This is a genomic window from Thermococcus sp. 21S9 (assembly GCF_012027635.1).
Classification (GTDB): Archaea; Methanobacteriota_B; Thermococci; order Thermococcales; family Thermococcaceae; genus Thermococcus.
Genome location: NZ_SNUS01000001.1, coordinates 1,788,387 through 1,804,833, shown reverse-complemented (window position 1 = coordinate 1,804,833; position 16,447 = coordinate 1,788,387). Strand labels below are relative to the sequence as shown.

General features: G+C 54.8%; 22 protein-coding genes, 1 tRNA gene and 1 riboswitch. Of the genes, 8 read left to right on the top strand and 15 right to left on the bottom strand.

Translation table 11 applies throughout. The features are described from left to right. Positions 1–61 precede the first annotated feature (61 nt). Both E3E28_RS10195 and E3E28_RS10190 read left to right on the top strand, forming a co-directional pair. Positions 62–138 (top strand) — tRNA-Arg (locus tag E3E28_RS10195). 21 nt (positions 139–159) lie between these two features. Further along, on the top strand, positions 160–453 hold the full coding sequence (locus E3E28_RS10190) for a MazG nucleotide pyrophosphohydrolase domain-containing protein (protein ID WP_167915424.1): 294 nt from the start codon (positions 160–162) through the stop codon (positions 451–453). On the opposite strand, the gene E3E28_RS10185 is transcribed toward E3E28_RS10190, so the two are convergent. The 3 genes from E3E28_RS10185 to E3E28_RS10175 are packed head-to-tail and all read right to left on the bottom strand — an operon-like array spanning position 454 to position 2,118. Beyond that, positions 454–1,581: an MFS transporter gene (locus tag E3E28_RS10185; protein ID WP_167914988.1), complete on the bottom strand. Its 1,128-nt coding sequence runs from the start codon at positions 1,579–1,581 to the stop codon at positions 454–456. Between the two features lie 41 nt (positions 1,582–1,622). After that, a complete protein-coding gene (locus E3E28_RS10180) occupies positions 1,623–1,889 on the bottom strand; it encodes a type II toxin-antitoxin system RelE/ParE family toxin (RefSeq protein WP_167914987.1) in 267 nt (88 codons plus the stop codon). A gap of 10 nt (positions 1,890–1,899) precedes the next feature. Beyond that, complete coding sequence (locus tag E3E28_RS10175; RefSeq protein ID WP_167914986.1) at positions 1,900–2,118, bottom strand: hypothetical protein; 219 nt, start codon at positions 2,116–2,118, stop codon at positions 1,900–1,902. 127 nt (positions 2,119–2,245) lie between these two features. Between E3E28_RS10175 and E3E28_RS10170 the strand changes: the two genes are divergently transcribed. Then, the gene (locus E3E28_RS10170) at positions 2,246–3,664 is read left to right on the top strand and encodes a TldD/PmbA family protein (RefSeq protein WP_167915423.1); all 1,419 of its coding nucleotides are present in this window, start codon (positions 2,246–2,248) and stop codon (positions 3,662–3,664) included. A 10-nt stretch (positions 3,665–3,674) separates the two neighbouring features. After that, on the top strand, positions 3,675–4,997 hold the full coding sequence (locus tag E3E28_RS10165; RefSeq protein ID WP_167915422.1) for a TldD/PmbA family protein: 1,323 nt from the start codon (positions 3,675–3,677) through the stop codon (positions 4,995–4,997). Between the two features lie 58 nt (positions 4,998–5,055). On the opposite strand, the gene E3E28_RS10160 is transcribed toward E3E28_RS10165, so the two are convergent. From E3E28_RS10160 to E3E28_RS10115, 10 genes are all read right to left on the bottom strand, one after another. Then, positions 5,056–5,736 (bottom strand): aspartate/glutamate racemase family protein, encoded by a 681-nt coding sequence (locus E3E28_RS10160; RefSeq protein ID WP_167914985.1) that lies wholly within the window; start codon positions 5,734–5,736, stop codon positions 5,056–5,058. Positions 5,737–5,850: 114 nt separating this feature from the next. Then, the gene (locus E3E28_RS10155; protein WP_167915421.1) at positions 5,851–6,657 is read right to left on the bottom strand and encodes a mechanosensitive ion channel family protein; all 807 of its coding nucleotides are present in this window, start codon (positions 6,655–6,657) and stop codon (positions 5,851–5,853) included. A 64-nt stretch (positions 6,658–6,721) separates the two neighbouring features. Then, positions 6,722–7,927 (bottom strand): bifunctional phosphopantothenoylcysteine decarboxylase/phosphopantothenate--cysteine ligase CoaBC, encoded by a 1,206-nt coding sequence (gene coaBC / locus E3E28_RS10150; protein ID WP_167915420.1) that lies wholly within the window; start codon positions 7,925–7,927, stop codon positions 6,722–6,724. Positions 7,928–7,981: 54 nt separating this feature from the next. Further along, positions 7,982–8,500, bottom strand: coding sequence for a hypothetical protein (locus E3E28_RS10145; RefSeq protein ID WP_167914984.1), 519 nt, complete (start codon positions 8,498–8,500; stop codon positions 7,982–7,984). Between the two features lie 87 nt (positions 8,501–8,587). Next, the gene (locus E3E28_RS10140; RefSeq protein ID WP_167914983.1) at positions 8,588–8,968 is read right to left on the bottom strand and encodes a DUF190 domain-containing protein; all 381 of its coding nucleotides are present in this window, start codon (positions 8,966–8,968) and stop codon (positions 8,588–8,590) included. Positions 8,969–8,972: 4 nt separating this feature from the next. Further along, positions 8,973–9,344, bottom strand: coding sequence for a fluoride efflux transporter CrcB (gene crcB, locus E3E28_RS10135; protein WP_167914982.1), 372 nt, complete (start codon positions 9,342–9,344; stop codon positions 8,973–8,975). 84 nt (positions 9,345–9,428) lie between these two features. Next, on the bottom strand, positions 9,429–9,866 hold the full coding sequence (locus E3E28_RS10130; RefSeq protein ID WP_167914981.1) for a hypothetical protein: 438 nt from the start codon (positions 9,864–9,866) through the stop codon (positions 9,429–9,431). Further along, entirely contained in the window at positions 9,863–10,168 is a 306-nt protein-coding gene (locus tag E3E28_RS10125) for a hypothetical protein (RefSeq protein WP_206203825.1), read from the bottom strand. Before E3E28_RS10125 ends, E3E28_RS10130 begins: the two co-directional genes overlap by 4 nt. Beyond that, positions 10,147–10,818 carry a DUF6062 family protein gene (locus tag E3E28_RS10120; protein ID WP_167915419.1) on the bottom strand — a complete coding sequence of 224 codons (672 nt, stop codon included), beginning with the start codon at positions 10,816–10,818 and terminating at the stop codon, positions 10,147–10,149. Before E3E28_RS10120 ends, E3E28_RS10125 begins: the two co-directional genes overlap by 22 nt. Before the next feature lie 8 nt (positions 10,819–10,826). Beyond that, positions 10,827–11,693 (bottom strand): hypothetical protein, encoded by an 867-nt coding sequence (locus E3E28_RS10115; RefSeq protein WP_167914980.1) that lies wholly within the window; start codon positions 11,691–11,693, stop codon positions 10,827–10,829. A 14-nt stretch (positions 11,694–11,707) separates the two neighbouring features. Continuing rightward, a riboswitch (Fluoride riboswitch) is annotated at positions 11,708–11,783 on the bottom strand. 91 nt (positions 11,784–11,874) lie between these two features. Here E3E28_RS10115 and E3E28_RS10110 point away from each other — a divergent pair. Further along, a complete protein-coding gene (locus E3E28_RS10110) occupies positions 11,875–12,591 on the top strand; it encodes a peptidase M54 (protein WP_167914979.1) in 717 nt (238 codons plus the stop codon). Here the strand turns inward: E3E28_RS10110 and E3E28_RS10105 are convergent. Beyond that, positions 12,563–13,018 carry a peroxiredoxin gene (locus E3E28_RS10105; protein ID WP_167914978.1) on the bottom strand — a complete coding sequence of 152 codons (456 nt, stop codon included), beginning with the start codon at positions 13,016–13,018 and terminating at the stop codon, positions 12,563–12,565. The genes E3E28_RS10110 and E3E28_RS10105 overlap by 29 nt on opposite strands. A 94-nt stretch (positions 13,019–13,112) precedes the next feature. Between E3E28_RS10105 and pyk the strand changes: the two genes are divergently transcribed. Then, on the top strand, positions 13,113–14,549 hold the full coding sequence (gene pyk / locus E3E28_RS10100; RefSeq protein WP_167914977.1) for a pyruvate kinase: 1,437 nt from the start codon (positions 13,113–13,115) through the stop codon (positions 14,547–14,549). Positions 14,550–14,565: 16 nt separating this feature from the next. Here pyk and E3E28_RS10095 read toward each other — a convergent pair whose 3' ends face one another. Then, positions 14,566–15,363 (bottom strand): diadenylate cyclase, encoded by a 798-nt coding sequence (locus E3E28_RS10095; protein WP_167914976.1) that lies wholly within the window; start codon positions 15,361–15,363, stop codon positions 14,566–14,568. Positions 15,364–15,429: 66 nt separating this feature from the next. Here E3E28_RS10095 and E3E28_RS10090 point away from each other — a divergent pair, with 66 nt between their 5' ends. Together E3E28_RS10090 and E3E28_RS10085 are read left to right on the top strand one after the other, a co-directional pair. Next, entirely contained in the window at positions 15,430–15,981 is a 552-nt protein-coding gene (locus E3E28_RS10090) for a UbiX family flavin prenyltransferase (protein WP_167914975.1), read from the top strand. Then, positions 15,965–16,447, top strand: coding sequence for an Lrp/AsnC family transcriptional regulator (locus tag E3E28_RS10085; protein WP_167914974.1), 483 nt, complete (start codon positions 15,965–15,967; stop codon positions 16,445–16,447). Before E3E28_RS10090 ends, E3E28_RS10085 begins: the two co-directional genes overlap by 17 nt.

The window sequence follows — 16,447 nt, the reverse complement described above, 5'->3', positions numbered from 1 at the left end:
TTTCTTTTCTTTCCATTTCCACCGCAACTTTTATAAAACCGCCCCGAAACCCTATGAGCGAGGGCCCGTAGCCTAGCAGGATAGGGCGCCGGCCTTCTAAGCCGGAGGTCGCGGGTTCGAATCCCGCCGGGCCCGCCAGAACTCTTTTCGGTGGTGAAGGTGGAGCTCAGGGAATTCCAGGAGATGATTCGGGAAATCTACTTCCACAAGGACTCAAAGAGGGGAGTGGAAAAAACCTTCCTCTGGTTCGTCGAGGAAGTAGGCGAGCTGAGCGAGGCGATACGGAAAAACGACCGCGAGGCTATGGAGGAAGAATTTGCCGACGTTTTAGCTTGGCTCGCGAGCCTTGCAAACCTACTCGACGTTGATTTGGAGGAGGCCGTCAAGGAGAAGTACCCTGGCGTCTGTCCCTACTGCGGGAAGAAGCCCTGTGAGTGCGAGGAGAAGTTCTGACTACCTCTCTTTTTTCAGGGCTGTCCCGGCTCCGAGCAGGAGGAAAACGACGGACAGCAAAATGAGGCCTTTCATTATCCCAACGCGCCCATAGAGCCAGCCGGCCAAAGTGTTTAAACCTCCGTTCAGCGTTGCCGTGAAGAGGGAGTAGAACGAACCTATTGTTGCCCTCTTCTCGTCGGGAATGGCTCTCTGAAAGCGTCCCTGCCACTCCTTGAACACCTGAGCGAAGAGGAGACTTCCAAAAACCAGCGTGAGGAAACCGAGGTAGCCGTTTAACCCCGCGAGTAAGGTTAGGGAGGGAATTAACACGGGAGACCACCTGTAAATGACCGCCCTGAGCTTTTCGCCAAAGTCAAAGTACCACGAGATTCCGCTTATCATGGTGTAGCCGGCGGAAATCCACGAGATTACTATAACGGAAGCGATGAGGCCGTAGAAGTAGAGTTGAATGAAGGACGTGAAAACCGTTAGGGGAAGGCCTATGAGGTTAGCGTAGATGAAGAGCCAGAGGACTTCCGGAGAGTTTCTGACGAAGCGGAGGCTTTCGAGCAGGTGCCTACCGTAAGAGGCACTACTTTTCGCGGTATCCGTTGGAACCGTGGCGAGGATTAGTGCCGAGAGGAGCGCGAAGGGGACGCTGAGCAGAACCGCAAAACGCATGCCGAGGGAGTGTGCGATGAAACCTCCGCCAACGGCTCCGAGGAAGCTTCCGGCCATCTCGAACGACCTCAACCTCCCATAAACCTTCGGGTATTCGCCCTCCCTTCCGTCTCTGGAAAGTAGTTCGTAGAGCCAGCCCGTTTCCGCGCCGGTTAGGAACGCAACCGCGAGCGAATTAAAGAGGGTTGCAAGGAGAACGCCGGGGAAGGAGTGCGCGAGGTAGAGGAGGAGCGTCCCGGGAACCAGCAGGAGTTTAGAGAGCAGGACTCTCGCCTTCTTCGAGATTTTATCTGCAACCACCCCGGTCGGGACCTCAAGCAGGGCAACGAGAACGAGCGAGAGGCCGATGAGGAGGCCAATCTGTCCGTCGGTGAGGCCGAGGCTCCGGAGGTAGATTAGGTAGAAGCCTGAGTAGAAAGTCAGGTGAAGGAGGCTTGAGATGTAGAACCGTCTGACGTAGTTCATGGTGAAAGGTGCGGGTTTTTTCATTAAACGTTTTCGTTGCTTTATTCGTAAACGTTCTCCCGCTTTCCAAATTTGATAACGAGAATAAGCAGTTTCTTTCTCTGAAGCTCGTAGATTACCCGGTACTCACCCAGACGAACTCGAAAGGTGTTCTCTCTTCCCTTGAGCTTCTTAACGTCAAACTTTTCAGAAGGGATTGGGTTATATTTGAGTTCTTCAACGAGTTCTTCAAATTTCCGTCTTATGTGCTCGGGAGCGTCTCTCAATCTTTTTAAGACGTTTCTGTGGAGGAGAACGTTGTAAACCATTCAAAGCACCTCAAAGGCCAAGCTCTTTCTTAGCCTCTTCCCAGGGAATCCCGTTTTCAAGGGTTTCTTTGGAGAGTCTCTCCAGCTCCCTAAGCTCCTCATCACTGACCTCTTCTTCCTCAAGCTCCCTAACCTTCAGCTTGAGAAGTTCCTCCTCTATCTCGTCCAGTTTCTTCCGCATGAGTTGAATGTCACGAAGTATGAGGGCAATATTTACGCTCTCGCTCATCTTCTCACCTTCCTAACATTGGACATTGGGAGACTTAAACTTTCCCTTCCTTTCGACCGTCATCTGAGCGAAAAGACTTTTATACTCCCCCGTGAACTATTCTATGCAGTAATCCGAGGTGATGTGCATGGAGCTTTTGGAGTTCGCGGTCGAGAAGGCCCTTGAGCTTGGCGCTTCCTACGCCGAGGCCCGCTACGAGGAGAAGAGCGGGACTCACCTTGCCATGAAGAACGGTTCTCCCGAGGGAATAGGCATCGAGGCCGACAGGGGAATAGGGATAAGGGTCCTCGCCAACGGCGGAATGGGGTTCGCGAGCACTAACGTCCTAACTAAGGAAAGCGTCGCCGAGGCCGTTAAGAGGGCCGTCAAGCTGGCGAAAGCGGCTTCCCAGGTCAGAAACGAGCCGATTGAGTTCAGCGATGAGGACTTCCACCGCGTTTCCTACAAGGTCAAGATGAAGAAGGACTTCAGGGATATTTCCCCGGAGGAGAAGCTCGAAATCCTGAGGAAAATCGAGGAAGAGGTTAAGGCCACCGGTGCAAACGTGCCGATGCGCTATTTAATGTACTCCGACCAGCTCTGGAAGAAGGTCTTTGTCAACAGCGAAGGCGCCTACGTGAAGAGTAAAATCCCGCGCGTTTCCGTTGTCTACAACCTCGTCGTCTTCGAGAACGGCCAGATGGAGCAGGCTCCCTTCGTCCAGAGGGCATTCTCGGGTGGTTTCGAGCTAATCGAGAAGGACGAGCCCTGGAACTGGGCGGTGAAGGACGTCAAAGCCCTGAAGAGGCTCATAACCGAGGGCAAGAAGCCACCTGAGGGAAGGGTTGACCTCGTCATAAGCCCCGAAGTTGCCGGTATAGCGGTTCACGAGAGCGTTGGGCATCCATACGAGTCCGACAGGATTTTCGGGAGGGAGGCCGCTCAAGCCGGGGAGAGCTTTGTCAAGCCCGACATGCTCGGCGAGAGAATCGGAAGCGAGGTAGTCACTGTCATAGACGACCCGACGATTCCGAACAGCTGGGGCTTCTATCTGTATGACGACGAGGGCGTTAAGGCGAGACCGCGCTACCTGATTAGGAACGGAATCATAACAGAGTTCCTCACCAACCGGGAATACGCCAGAAAGCTCGGACAGCGCTCGAACGCCTCCGCGAGGGCGATAAACTACAACCGCGAGCCGATAGTGAGGATGGCCAACACATACCTCGCGCCCGGCGATTACTCCTTCGAAGAGCTGATTGAGGACATCAAGCTCGGCGTCTACATGGTGTCCTTCAACGAGTGGAACATCGACGACAGGCGCTACCAGCAGAGGTACATCGGCAGGGAAGCCTACCTCATCGAGAACGGCGAGATAAAGTACCCGGTCAGGAGGCCAATCCTTGAGATAACCACGAGAGCTTTGTGGAGCAGTGTTGACGCCGTTGGTAAGGAGGTTGAGTTCTACCCCGGAACCTGTGGCAAGGGCGAGCCGGGACAGGGCGTCCCCGTCTGGATGGGTGGAGCGCACGCGAGGCTTAGGGACATACCGCTGAGGAGGCCGTGAGGTGGTGGCGATGTTCGAGCTTAACGAGTTCATACTCAAAAAAGCTGAAGAGCTTGGCTTCGGCGACGTCGTCGTTCTGAGCTACGAAACGAACAGGAGGCAGGTGCGCTTTGCGAACAACGAGATTACCGTTGCCAAGCACTGGCACGAGAGGAAGGTTGAACTCTTCGTCGAGAAGGACAAGAGGATAGCGAGCACAACTATAACCGAGCTGAGCGAGGAGAACGTCGAGCGGGTTCTGAAGACCCTCAAGAAGAACATCGAGAACCTCTCGCCCAAGGAGGACTACTACGGCATCGCAGAGGGGCCGTTCCAGTATAAAGACATCCCCGAGACCTTCGATAAGGCGATAGTTGAGCTCGACGAACCGAACGACTACGTGGAAATAGCGATAAACACCGCCCTGAGCGAGGGGGCGAAGCGCGTGGCAGGGGTTCTCTACACCGACCACAACAGGCTTTACCTGACCACGAGCAACGGGGTGGAGGCCTTCGACGAGGGAACCGGAATAGAGATAAGCGTTCGCGCTTTCGTGGGCGACCTTGAGAGCGGACACGGGACGTGCTCCGCGAGGGTTCTGAAGAAGTTCGACCCCGAGCTTGCCGGGAGGAAGGCCGGCGAGATTGCCCACATGGCCAAGGACCCTGTGCAGGGGCCCGAGGGGAGGTTCGACGTCATCTTCGACCCGCTCGCCTTCGCGAACCTTCTCAGCTACATGGGCTTCATGCTCTCAGCCTACGCGGCCGAGGCGGGCTTCTCTTTCCTGGCCGGAAAGCTGGGTCAGAAGGTCGCGAGTGAGCTGGTAACGCTCAAGGATATAGGCAACCTGCCCAACGGCTACGGCACGAGGAAATTCGACGACGAGGGCGTTCCTACGAGGGAAACTACCGTCATAGAGAACGGAACCTTCAAGACGTTCCTCCTCAACACGAGCCTCGCCAAGAAGTACGGAACCGAGACGACTGCCAACGCCGGCTTGATAATGCCGAGGCCCTGGAACCTCGTCCTCGAACCGGGCGACTACTCCAAGGCCGAGCTGTTCAGCGAGGTTAAGCGGGGCATCTACATTACCAACGTCTGGTACACGCGCTTCCAGAACTACGTGACCGGCGACTTCTCGACGATACCGCGCGACGGAATCTTCCTGGTCGAGAACGGTGAGTTCAAGCCGATAAGGAACATTAGGGTGAGCGACAACCTTCAGAGAATTTTGAGCAACGTGGTCGCTATAGGCAACGAGCCGTTCCAGGTGCACTGGTGGGAGGTTTCGAGGCCCGTAATCACGCCCTACGTCCTCGTTAAGGACGTCGGCATAACGAGGGCGACGAAGTGATTTTCTCATTTTCTTTAACTTTGTAGCCTACAATGACAGGAAAAAGGAGAGGAGCCAGTCACTCGCTCGCGAGGTCGATGAGCTTTCTCATGTGGATGTCGACGGTATCAAAGACCTCGGCATCGACGTCTCCGGCCTTGACGATGAGCGGGAGTTCCGTGCAACCGAGTATGACTCCCTCGATGCTCATTTCTTTGATATAGCGGTTGATTAGGTCTATTATCCAGTCCCTGCTCGCGAAGTTGCCGAGGGCAAGCTCCTCCTTGATTATCCTCTCAACTTCTTCGATTTCCTCTGCGTTCGGCGTCAGGACTTCGAAGCCGGCTTCGCGGAGGGCCTTCTTGTAAAACTCGGCTGTCATCGTCGTCTTCGTTCCGAGGAGGAGAACCTTCCTAACGCCCCTCTTTCTCATCTCCTCTATGAGGGCGTCGATTATGCTGACCATCGGCGTGTTAATAGCCTTCTGGACGTCGGGAAAGACTATGTGGGGAGTGTTCGCGGTCAGGGCTATTATCTCCGCCCCCGCCCGCTCAAGGGCCTTCGCCGCGTTGATGAGTATCTCCTTCCTGCCCTCCCAGCCCCTCGGGTTGTCCACGAACTCCTTGAAGTTTATGGAGTAGATTATCAGCTCGGGATAAACGTTGGGCTCGAAGCGCTCCCTGCTGACCTCAAGGTACTTCCTGTAATAATAGCAGGTTGACTCCGGGGTCGTCCCTCCGATAAGGCCTATCTTCTTCATCCGGCTTCACCAGAGGTAGTAACCCGGGTTTGATATGAACCTTTTGGTTTAAAACGAAAGGTTTGAGAAGAGACCCGCACACAAACTGCGGGAAAATGGAGAAAAATGCGAAAATCATTCGTTCTTCAGGTGGACGTCGAGTTGCGGGAACGGAATCTCGATGCCTTCCCTGGTGTAGAGCTCGTAAATGCCCTTCGTAAGGTCGCCCTTGACTGCCCAGTAGTCCTCGGTCTTCGCCCAGGCACGGAGCTGGAGGTTTATCGAGGAATCGGCGAGGGCCGTTATAACCACGCTCGGCTCGGGATCGCTGAGAACTTTCGGGTGGCTCTTCATGAGGTCTATCGCGAGCTTTATGGCCCTGTCGAGGTCTGTTCCATAGGCCACTCCAACGTCAACCTCAACCCTTCTCGTGGGTAATCGGGTGTAGTTGGTGATGACGCTTCCCCAGACGAGCTTGTTGGGAATCGTTATCAGTTTGTTGTCAGGTGTCAGGAGTTCAGTTCCCATCAGGCCGATGTTGTTGACCTTGCCCGTCTTGCCGGCAACTTCCACAACTTCCCCTATGTCAACGGGCCTCAGCGCGGCGAGCCACACCCCAGCGGCGAGGTTCGTAAGGGTGTCCTGCAGACCGAAGCCGAGGATTAGGCCTATCACCGCCGACAGGCCAAGGATTATCGGCGATACCGAGATTCCAACGGCCCCGAGGGCCACTATAAGGACTATCAGGTAGAGACCAATGGCCAAAAACCTGCCCAGGAACTCAACAACGAGGGGCGGAAGCTTGGTTTTCTTGAGGGCCCTCTTGAATGTCCCAACGATGGCCTTCGCGATTACGTAGCCCACTATCAGGATGACGAGGGCAGAAATCAGTTGAAATGGCGTTACACCTATGTAGGGAAGCGCCTGGTTTAAGTTCACCATACCAACAACCTCCATACGAAGTTTTATCAAGAAAGGTGAGAAAAGGAACTTAAAAAGGTTCGGGTTAGATAAGCCGTTCAATCTCGTCCCAGAGCCTCTCTGCCAGCTCGCGCTTGTCCATCCTGGGCAGTTTCTTTATCTCGTCCCTGGATACAAGGAGAACCTCGTTTTCCTCGCTTCCAAACGCTTTGAGAGTGTTGGCGACGACGAGGTCGCTCCCCGCGCGCTCAATCTGCCTCCTCGCTTCCTCGATGAGCTTCTCCTCGCCCGTCTCGGCCTTGAAGCCCACGAGGAAAACCTCTGGCTGAAGCTCTTTAATGCGGTCTATTATCTTCGGCGTCGGCTCGAGTTCGAGGGTAAGGGTCTTTCCGCTCTTGATTTTTTCACCGGCTCTGTTCTTAACGCGGAAGTCGCTTACGGCGGCGGCCAAGACAACGACGTCGTATTTCTTCGCCTTCAGCTCGTTTTCTATTGCCTCGAGCATCTCCTCAACAGTTTCCACCTCAATCTGGTTCTCGACGAAGCTCGGGACGCTTTCCTTCGTCCTGATGAGTGTAACTTCGGCCCCCCTGAAGTCAGCCTCTTCGGCTATTGCAACTCCCATTCTGCCACTGCTTGCGTTGGTGATGTAGCGAATCGGGTCTATGTACTCCCTCGTCGCGCCCGCTGTGACCAGAACGCGCTTCCCCTCAAGGCTCTTGGGGTGGAGCTTCCTGATGACGCGATAAACTATCTCGTCGGTCGTCGCAACCTTCGCCTTGCCCTCCTCGAAGCGAGGGCCGATAAACTCGACGCCCAGCTTTTTGAGCTTCTCGATGTTCTCAACCACAATCGGGTGCTCGTACATGCTGGAGTGCATCGCGGGGGCAATCATTATCGGCGTGTGGGCGAAGGCAGTCGTCACAACCGTCGTAACTGGCGTGTCGTCTATCCCGCAGGCTATCTTGCCTATGGTGTTTGCCGTCGCGGGGCAGACGAGAATCAGGTCTGCCTTGTTCTCGTGGTCTCCAGCGAGCTCGACGTGCTCTATGAAGCCCGTGATTTCAGTCACGACGGGGTTTCCGGTGGCGAACTCCATCGCGTAGGGATGGATTATCTTCTGGGCGTTCTCGCTCATCACCGCGTGAACCTCAGCGCCGTGCCTTATGAGTTCCCTGGCCAGCTTGACGCACTCAACCGCGGCTATGCTCCCGGGAATCGCGAGAACGATTTTCTTGCCGACGAGCTTCCGGCTCTTGGTCGCGTAGATAAGCCTAACGTGGTGAAGCATCGGGACCACCAAGAAGAGTTGGAGGGGGAGGTTAAGAAACTTCTGACCGGAGGTTCAAACGAGAACCATCTCCTTGTCGGAGGTGTTGGGCACGTTTGCCCTGAGCTGGATGAAGAGTCCCCCATCAACGATTGAACTCCTAACCTTCTCGGTCTCAAGGAGGTTGACCTTGCCTATCGTCAATTTGAGCACGGTATCAACAAGCTCTTGAGGGGCGTCGGCGGAGGTGCCGACTATTATCGTATCCGGATAAAACTTGCTGACGTTGTAGAGGAGCAGTATGACAACGGGGTAAGAACCCTCGGACACGTCCACCCTGAGGAGGAACGCCTCGTGGATGACCCTGCCGGTTTCCCTTTCGTCAACTATGGTGACCTCCACTGGCACGTCCACGGCGGAGGCTAACCTGAGCAGAAACGTCTGAAGGGCGTTCCTTGATACGGTCGTTCGGACAACGACGCTTCCAGTGTCCTCGCGGTAGTAGACCCACTGGAGCTTGGAGTCCTCCCTAAGTATGACTCCCATAACGTTGTTGAGCCTCTTCACGGGAACCTCGAACTCAAGCGACATCATAGTTAATCCCCTCGCAGGGGTAAGTGTAACTTTAGTTTGTGGATTTGTCGGTTTGAGCCCTTATTAAGTTATTGGATGAAGTCCGAACTATTCCTCCCGGACGGCGTCCTCTTCAAACTTCTTGACTTCCTCCTTGGTCCCAACCCAGACCACTATGGTCGGCTCAACGGTTATCATGCCGTCCTTAATCATCGGCTTGATTTCACATATTGCCTTTTCTATTTTGAAGCCCCTGTCAACGACTTCAATTACAATCGGCAGGTCCGCTGAGAGGCGCATAACGTCGCTTGAGTGAATGTGGCTCTTCTTTCCGAAGCCGTAGATGCCCCGGTAAACAGTCGCCCCCGCTATGCCCATCTCGCGGAGCTTTTCAACTATGGCCTTGTATAGGGGCTTTCCCTTCCAGCGGTCGTTTTCTCCGATGTATATCTTAAGCCTTAGGGTATTCCAGTGCTCGACCTCGACCATACAATCACCTCCTCGCCATCATGAAGCCAAGGAAAACTAAGCCGATGGTTACAAAAACGTTTGCCAGCACGTTGAGTCCCGCTATGAGGTACTCCCTCTCGCGGAGGAGTGAAAACGTCTCGTAGGAGAAAGTCGAGAACGTGCTCAAAGCCCCGCAGAAGCCCGTTCCAAGGAAGAGCCTCCACTCGGGCGTGACGTCAATCCCCCAGAAGAGCAGGCCGTAGAGGTAGCCGAGGATAAAGCTGGCCACGCTGTTCACGAGGAGCGTTCCGACGGGAAAGTCCCGGTAAGTGGGAAGCAGTCCCGAGAGGTAGAACCTTGCCAGTGCACCAAGGGCCCCTCCAAGAGCTATTAGCCCCATGAGTCTCGCGTTCATCCCACCACCCCTGTTTCATTGTGTTTTTCTGAAGGTTACTTGAAAGAACTGGCAACGTTTCAGCCCCCTTGCAGTTAGGTTCCTTTAAAACTTTTCGGTTTTCTCATCTCCGAACGCGTAGGACATGTAGTAGTGGATCAGCCCTTCTGCCTTTGAGAAGTCCCTCTCCTTGAGGCCCAGCATCTTCCTTAGCCTTTTGTTCTCAGCTATCAGCCCGGAAAGAGTTATGGCGAGGTTCTGGTTGTCCAGGGCGGAGTAGTACGTCCTGAACTTCAGGGGGGACCAGTGTCCCTCAAGCTCGTAAAGCCTTTCTTCGAGCCTGTTTATCTCCTCCTCCAGTCTCGCGAGTTCTTCCTTGTCAACCTCTTCATCGAGATAGCCGTCAAGGAGTATTATCCTTAGGGCCTCCTCCGTTCGGAAACCGTTCCTTCTGCAGGTCTCCTCGATTCTCTTCCAGAGCTCGTCGGGGACGTTGAAATGAACTTTCCTCCACCTGCCCTTGGCCCATACCGTGACCTTCATCGCATATCCCCCAGGCGCTTTCTGAGCTCCGCGTTTTCCCTGCTCAGCTCGTTTCTCAGCTCAAGCATGTAACTCCGGTCCTCTTTCGCCTTCTTCTCAAACTCGACGAGCTCCCGGTAGTTGGTTTCCATCTCTTCAAGCTTCCTGAGCAGTCTCTCCCTCCTCTCGAGGAGGAGCCTGAGCTTTAGGGCTTTCAGTGTTCTTTCAAGGCCCTCTACATCCCTCAGCCTCTCTTCAATCTCCTTCCGGTTTCGCCTGATTCTATCAAGTTCTTCACCACTCACCTCAATCTCAACGGCCAACGTTTCTCCCTCCTCTCCTTCCGCCCGCGTTCTGGGCCGACTTCTCTACCGGCAAGGAATTCCACTGCTTCAAGTATCGCCCTCCTCTCTGCCTCCGTTGGTTTTCTTTTGGCCCGGTAGTCAAAGCTCTCTATGAGTCCTTCAAGCCTCTCCCTCAGCCCTTCGAGCTTTCTCCTCTGAACCTCTGAGAACTTTCTCCTTAGGCTTTCGTCGGTAATCCTCCTTAGAACTTCCTCGTAATGTCTCCTGCAGAGGATTGCGGGCGAGTTCTCGTAGGCTTCGATGAGGTTCGGGAGCCTGTCAGCGAGGGATTCGATTAGGATTCGCTCTTTCTCTGCCGTGAGCCTGCAGAGGAGACACTCCTCGGTTTCATCCTCCCCGCGCAGGTAGCTCTCAAGAACGTCCTCGTAAATGACGGAAACCCCGTGGGGGCCAAGAAGGGGATTGGAGAGGGCCAGCCGGAGGACCTTCCAGGCGTGCCTCCTGCAGAGGCCCCCGCTCCCTCGAAAGGCCTTCCTGACGGCCGGGTCATTGGGGTGCTCGTAGAGTATGGTCTCAATCTCTTCATCCTCGAACTTCTCGACTAACCTGCAGACCGGACAACCCGGTTCCTCCATTGCCCTCCTGAATTCGGCCTCTATAACGTCCATAGGCTCCACTAAAGGTAACGCATCATCGAATCAACGACCGCCAGCGCGCGGTAGGTGTTCTGGAAGTTCGAGATGCCGAGTTCAAGGCTCCTCCTGAAGCCACCGTTGGGGTTCTGGAGCTGGCGGATGAACCAGACGTGCCTCCTCGGACAGGTGGGTGTCTCGTTCTGAAGCTCAAGGCCCCTCGTTGCGTAGAACGTCGGCTCAAGGTACGGCGGAAGGCTGTAAGGCACCTCTGTGAACCCACCCCAGTCACCGCAGAGCTCACAGTTCCTGAAGTGGGGGCTCTTGGGCGGGCGGTAGCCAAGGGTGTAGAGCGTGAAGAGCGCCTGGTAGGTCATGGTCGTAGTCGGTTGCTTGACGCCGTAGCCGTTACCGTTGCGGAACTTCATCACGAAGGCCCTAATCGCGTCCTTTTCGGTGGAATCGAACTTTAAGCCAATCTGGTTGAAGGCCTTGGTGACCCAGTAGGTGGCTTCGAGCGGTGTCGCCGTTCCGAACTCCTCGCTCCCACCGAGTCCGACCGCGAACTTGCCTTCCGCGGGGTTGTACTTGGTGAAAACTATGTCGCTCTTCTCCCTTGCGACGTCCTTGGCTCCGAGCAGGGCGAGACCTTCGAGCGCCATCGCTATTGCCACGACTGCAGTCTGGGGCTGGATGGCGTTGCTCAGGAACTCAATGGTTTTCTCCGGTTCCGGGAACTCGATGCCGAGGAGGTTGTAGATTTTAATCGCGTAGTAGGTATCGTTCACGTTGGTATCGTCGAGAACGCTAACGAAGCAGTAACCGCCATCCTCGTGTCGCCTCTCCTTAACGTATCGTAGGACGGCATCAACGTCAACGTAACGTCCGATTTCGTAAAGCTTCGAGCCCATTCTCTCACCTCCCGTGGAGAACAGGCGTCATCAGCCCCTTCGGGCGGTTCGGGCTCGAAGCCCAGGGCGGACGCCATCGCCCATGTATTCACTCGCGGTGGTGCCTTAAAAGCATCATGGTTCAACGCTCTAAAGAACGCTTATAAATCCAGCCATCCCTAAGTCTGAGCGAGGGTAGACTATGGAGTTCATCGGTTTCACATACGTCACGAACTTCCTCGAAGACACCCTACGGGACGCGATGTTCGAGGTCGTTGACGAGGCCAACAGGCTCTTTGACGACTGGGGACTGGGCGTGAGGTTTGTCTACCTCGACAGCCTGACCCTCGAGCCGGGCTACCTGATAAACGTTAAAACACCGGAGGGCACGGTGAGGCTTTACCCGCTCGAAGTCCTCGTTGACTTTCTCGACTACCGCCTCAAGGTTGAGCTCGAGAAGAACGATGAGATAGAGATGAACAAAATCCTTGGCCTGATTAGCTTCCCGCTCGCGTCAAGGAACCGCTACTTTGATTTCTACGAGAGCTTCCTCGGGTTCCAGACGGAAAGAGTTGGAAGGAGGATAATGGTTCTCTCCATGAGGCCCTTCGAGTCGGACGTTCTGAGGATGACTCTGAGGACCCTTGAGAGCCCCCACGTGGAGGACGAAGTCAAGCGTCTCGCCCGTAGAATACTCTCGCGCGAGATTGAGACCTTCAAGGGGCGCCTTCTCAAGGGTATCCTTCACGAGGTCGGTCACGCCTTCGGCCTCGAACACTGCTCCAACCCCTGCGTCATGAACCCGCCGGCGACAATGGCAGAATGGGACTCAAGACCCGCCGTGTTCTGCCGTTCCTGTATGAAAAAACTTGAAGAAACGGTCGGGGAGTTCACTCCCTCAACTCCCGGGCGACCTTAAGCACCCTTTCGGCGTGCCCCTTTGCCCGGACGTTGCGCTTCTCCCACACGATTTCTCCATCGGGGTTTATGATGAACGTGCTCCTTATGACTCCCTCGTACTCCTTTCCGTAGCGTTTCTTCTTGCCCCATGCGCCGAGGGCCTTGATGAGCTGAACCTCCGGGTCGCTCAGGAGCTTCACCTTTAGCCCGTGCTTCTCCTTGAAGCGCCTGTGGCTCTCAACGGAGTCCTTGGAGACCCCAACCACCTGAAAGCCGAGCTTCTCGAACTCGGGGAGCAACTCCGTGAACTCCTTCGCCTCGGTCGTACAGCCGGGGGTGTTGTCCTTCGGGTAAACGTAGAGAACCGTCCACCTGCCCATTACGATGTCCCCGAGCCTGACCTTTCGACCCTCTTCGTCGTAAACCTCAACTTCAAGGAACCCCATGAAACCACCGGAGCTTTTAGGGTGCCCTAATTAATAAACTTTCCGCGGGAAACGTTTTTTAGCGGGAGCGCGTAGTCCCCCATTAGGTGGTAGCATGAGACTTCCGGGGCAGAAGACGAAGATTATAGCGACACTTGGACCGGCTTCGCTCAAGGAGAAAACCGTTTCTGCAATGGTCCGCGCGGGCATGAGCGTCGCGAGGCTCAACTTCGCCCACGGAACACTCGAACAGCACGAGAAAGCTGTAAAGCTCGTCAGGAAGGTTTCGGAGAAACTTGACAGGCCCGTTGCGATACTCGGCGACCTGCCCGGTGTCAAGATTCGCGTTGGAGAAATAGAGGGCGGTTCCGTCAACCTGAGGCGCTGGCAGACGATAACGCTGACCACGAGGGACGTCGTTGGAAACGAGGCGGTGATTCCGGTCGAGTTCAAGGACTTCCCGAGAATGGTCTCCAAGGGTGACGTGATTTACCTCAGCGACGGCTTCATAGCGCTCCGCGTTGAGGAAGTCAGGGGTCAGGACGTTATCTGTAAGGTTCTCGTTGGAGGTACACTGTTCTCCCACAAGGGCATAAACGTCCCGAAGGCGAGGCTGGCGATAGATGCAGTGACCGAGAAGGACTTGGAGTTCGTCGAGTTCTCCCTTGAGGTCGGCATCGATGCCGTAGGAATAAGCTTCGTGGGCTCGGCCTACGACGTCCTCAAGGTCAGGCGCTTCGTTGACTCTCACCACGGAAAGCTGTTCCTCATCGCGAAGATAGAGCGCCCCGACGCGGTCAGGAACTTCGACGAGATTCTTAACGCCTCCGACGGCGTGATGATAGCGAGGGGCGACCTTGGAGTCGAGATGCCCATTGAAAAGCTCCCGATACTCCAGAAGAAGCTCATCAAGAAGGCCAACTGCGCCGGCAAGCCCGTTGTAACGGCCACCCAGATGCTCGAAAGCATGACGCACGAGAAGCTCCCCACTAGGGCTGAAGTCACCGACGTCGCCAACGCCATTCTCGACGGAACCGACGCGGTTATGCTCTCCGAGGAAACCGCGGTCGGAAAGTACCCTGTTGACGCTGTCAGGATGATGGCAAAGATAGCCAAGACCACCGAGGCCTACCGTGACAGTCTCTGGACAAGCAGAACGGTCGAGTGGAAGATGAACGAGTGGAAGGGTCGCGGGCCGACGAAGGGAACGATAAAGGACGCGATAGCGAGGAGCATCATAGAGGCCCTCAACTCGATTGACATCAAGTACATACTCACGCCAACCAGAACCGGACAGACCGCGAGGCTCATAGCAAGGTTCAAGCCGAAGCAGTGGATTCTGGCCTTCGTTACCAATGACTGGGTTAGGAACACACTTATGTTCTCCTACGGAGTCTACCCGTTCAAGGTGGAAGAAACGAGCGAAAGGGAGATAATCCGTCTCATAACGGGCCTCGGACTCGTGAGCGAGGGCGACACCGTCCTGCTGACCAAGGGAACGCCGATAGGAAGGACCGCGGGAACGAACACCATAAGGATTTTCAACGTCTGACCCTTTCTTTTCTGCTTCAGTACCTCAGCCTCGGATTGTACTCAAGGAGCATGAGGCCGTTCTTGAAAATCCTTATCGTTCCACTCTCCGAGAGGCTTATTGCCATCGCCTTCGTGAGCTTGGTTATCCCCGCCGCCGCGATGTGCCTGCTTCCCAGGCCCGGCGGGAGCATCAAATCAATGACCTTCGGCTCGACTTCAAGGTACCTGCCTGCCGATACTATCCGTCCGTCTTCCCTTATCACAAAGGCACCGTCGAGCTGGGCGAACTCCTTTATTATCTCCTTGCTGTCCCTGTCAAGGACGTTTATTTTGTGTCCTTTGAATGGATTGGGAATGAGCTGGTGTGAGTGCTTTAGAACCCTCCTCGTATCTCCGATGACGAATATCGTTCCAACCGGCGTTCCTTCCCTGCCCTCGATGCTGAGCTCTATGGCAATCTCCAGCATTCTCTGAAGGACGCTCTGGTTCTGGGCGAAGAAGCTCTTCATGGCGGAGATTCCCTTCTTAACGGTCTTGATGCCTATCGCGTCCTCGGTAACGTAGACGAAGGAATCTCCTTCGCTGACGATGTTGTGCTCCAGGAGAAACGCGGAGATGAGGTTGAGCACGTTGTTGAGGTCGAGGTTCTGGGGGATGGATACCCTCTTTACCTTCTCGTCCTCGACGTCGAAGGACGAGCCAACGAGGACAACGGGCAGGCTGGTCTCGGGTATCTTCTCTTCCTCTATCTCTTCCATTATCACAAGGGCCTTGGCGTCGAGTTTCTCAGCTATCTCAAGGGCGCTCTCAATGAGAACGGGATGTATCTTCATGGCACTTCGATGTTTTTCGGCCAAAAAGGTATAAAAAGATAGCGGGGAAGCCATACCGGTGATGCCATGAGGTTAGTGGTTGCAATAACCGGTGCAAGTGGGGCAGTGTATGGAATAAGGCTCGTTGAGGTTCTTCGTGAACTTGGTCACGAGGTCATTCTTCTCGCAACGGAGACCGGAATAAAGGTTGCCCGACACGAGCTCGGCGTTGACTTAAAGCCGGATTATCCCGAGGACAACCTCTTCGCACCCACCGCCTCCGGTTCCTACCCGTTTGACGCGATGGTAATCGCCCCCTGCTCGATGAAGACCCTCTCGGCGATAGCCAACGGCTACGCAGACAATTTGATAACCAGAACCGCCGATGTCGCTCTAAAGGAGAGGCGAAAACTCGTGCTCCTTATACGAGAAACTCCCCTCAACGCCATCCATATCGAAAACATGCTTCGCGTGACCCGGGCGGGAGCAATTGTAATGCCTGCATCGCCTGGATTTTACACAAAGCCCAAAACTGTAGATGATATAATAAACTTTATAATCGGCAAAATCTTAGATATTCTGGAAATTAACAACGATATTTACCAGCGCTGGGGGATTCCCCATGGTACAGCTAGATGACCTTGATAGGGCTATACTCAGACTCCTCAAGGAGGACGCTCGTTTAACCATCTCCGAGATAGCGGAGAGGTTAAATCGGCCGGAATCAACGATACACTTTAGAATCAAGAAGCTCCTGGAACGGGGTGTAATCGAGAGGTACACCATCATTCTGGGTGATTCGCTTCGCCCCAAGGCCGTCGCCCTGATTTACATTCAGGCCGAGACGCCAATCATCGAGGACTTCCTTGAGAAGTACATCAGCTACATTATGAAGACCCTCTCTATTCTCCCCAACGTTCTCGCGGTCGCGAGAAGCGGTAAGGACAGCGTCGTTGCCCTCGTCGGTGAGGAGAACGAGGACAAGCTCAACAAGTTCATAGACGAGACAATAAAGGTTCTGCCAACCTTGAAGCGCGTGGAGGTTATCCCCCTCCAGGACTTCGTCAAGGGCAAGGACCTCGTGGGCTTCCTCGTGAGGGTCTGA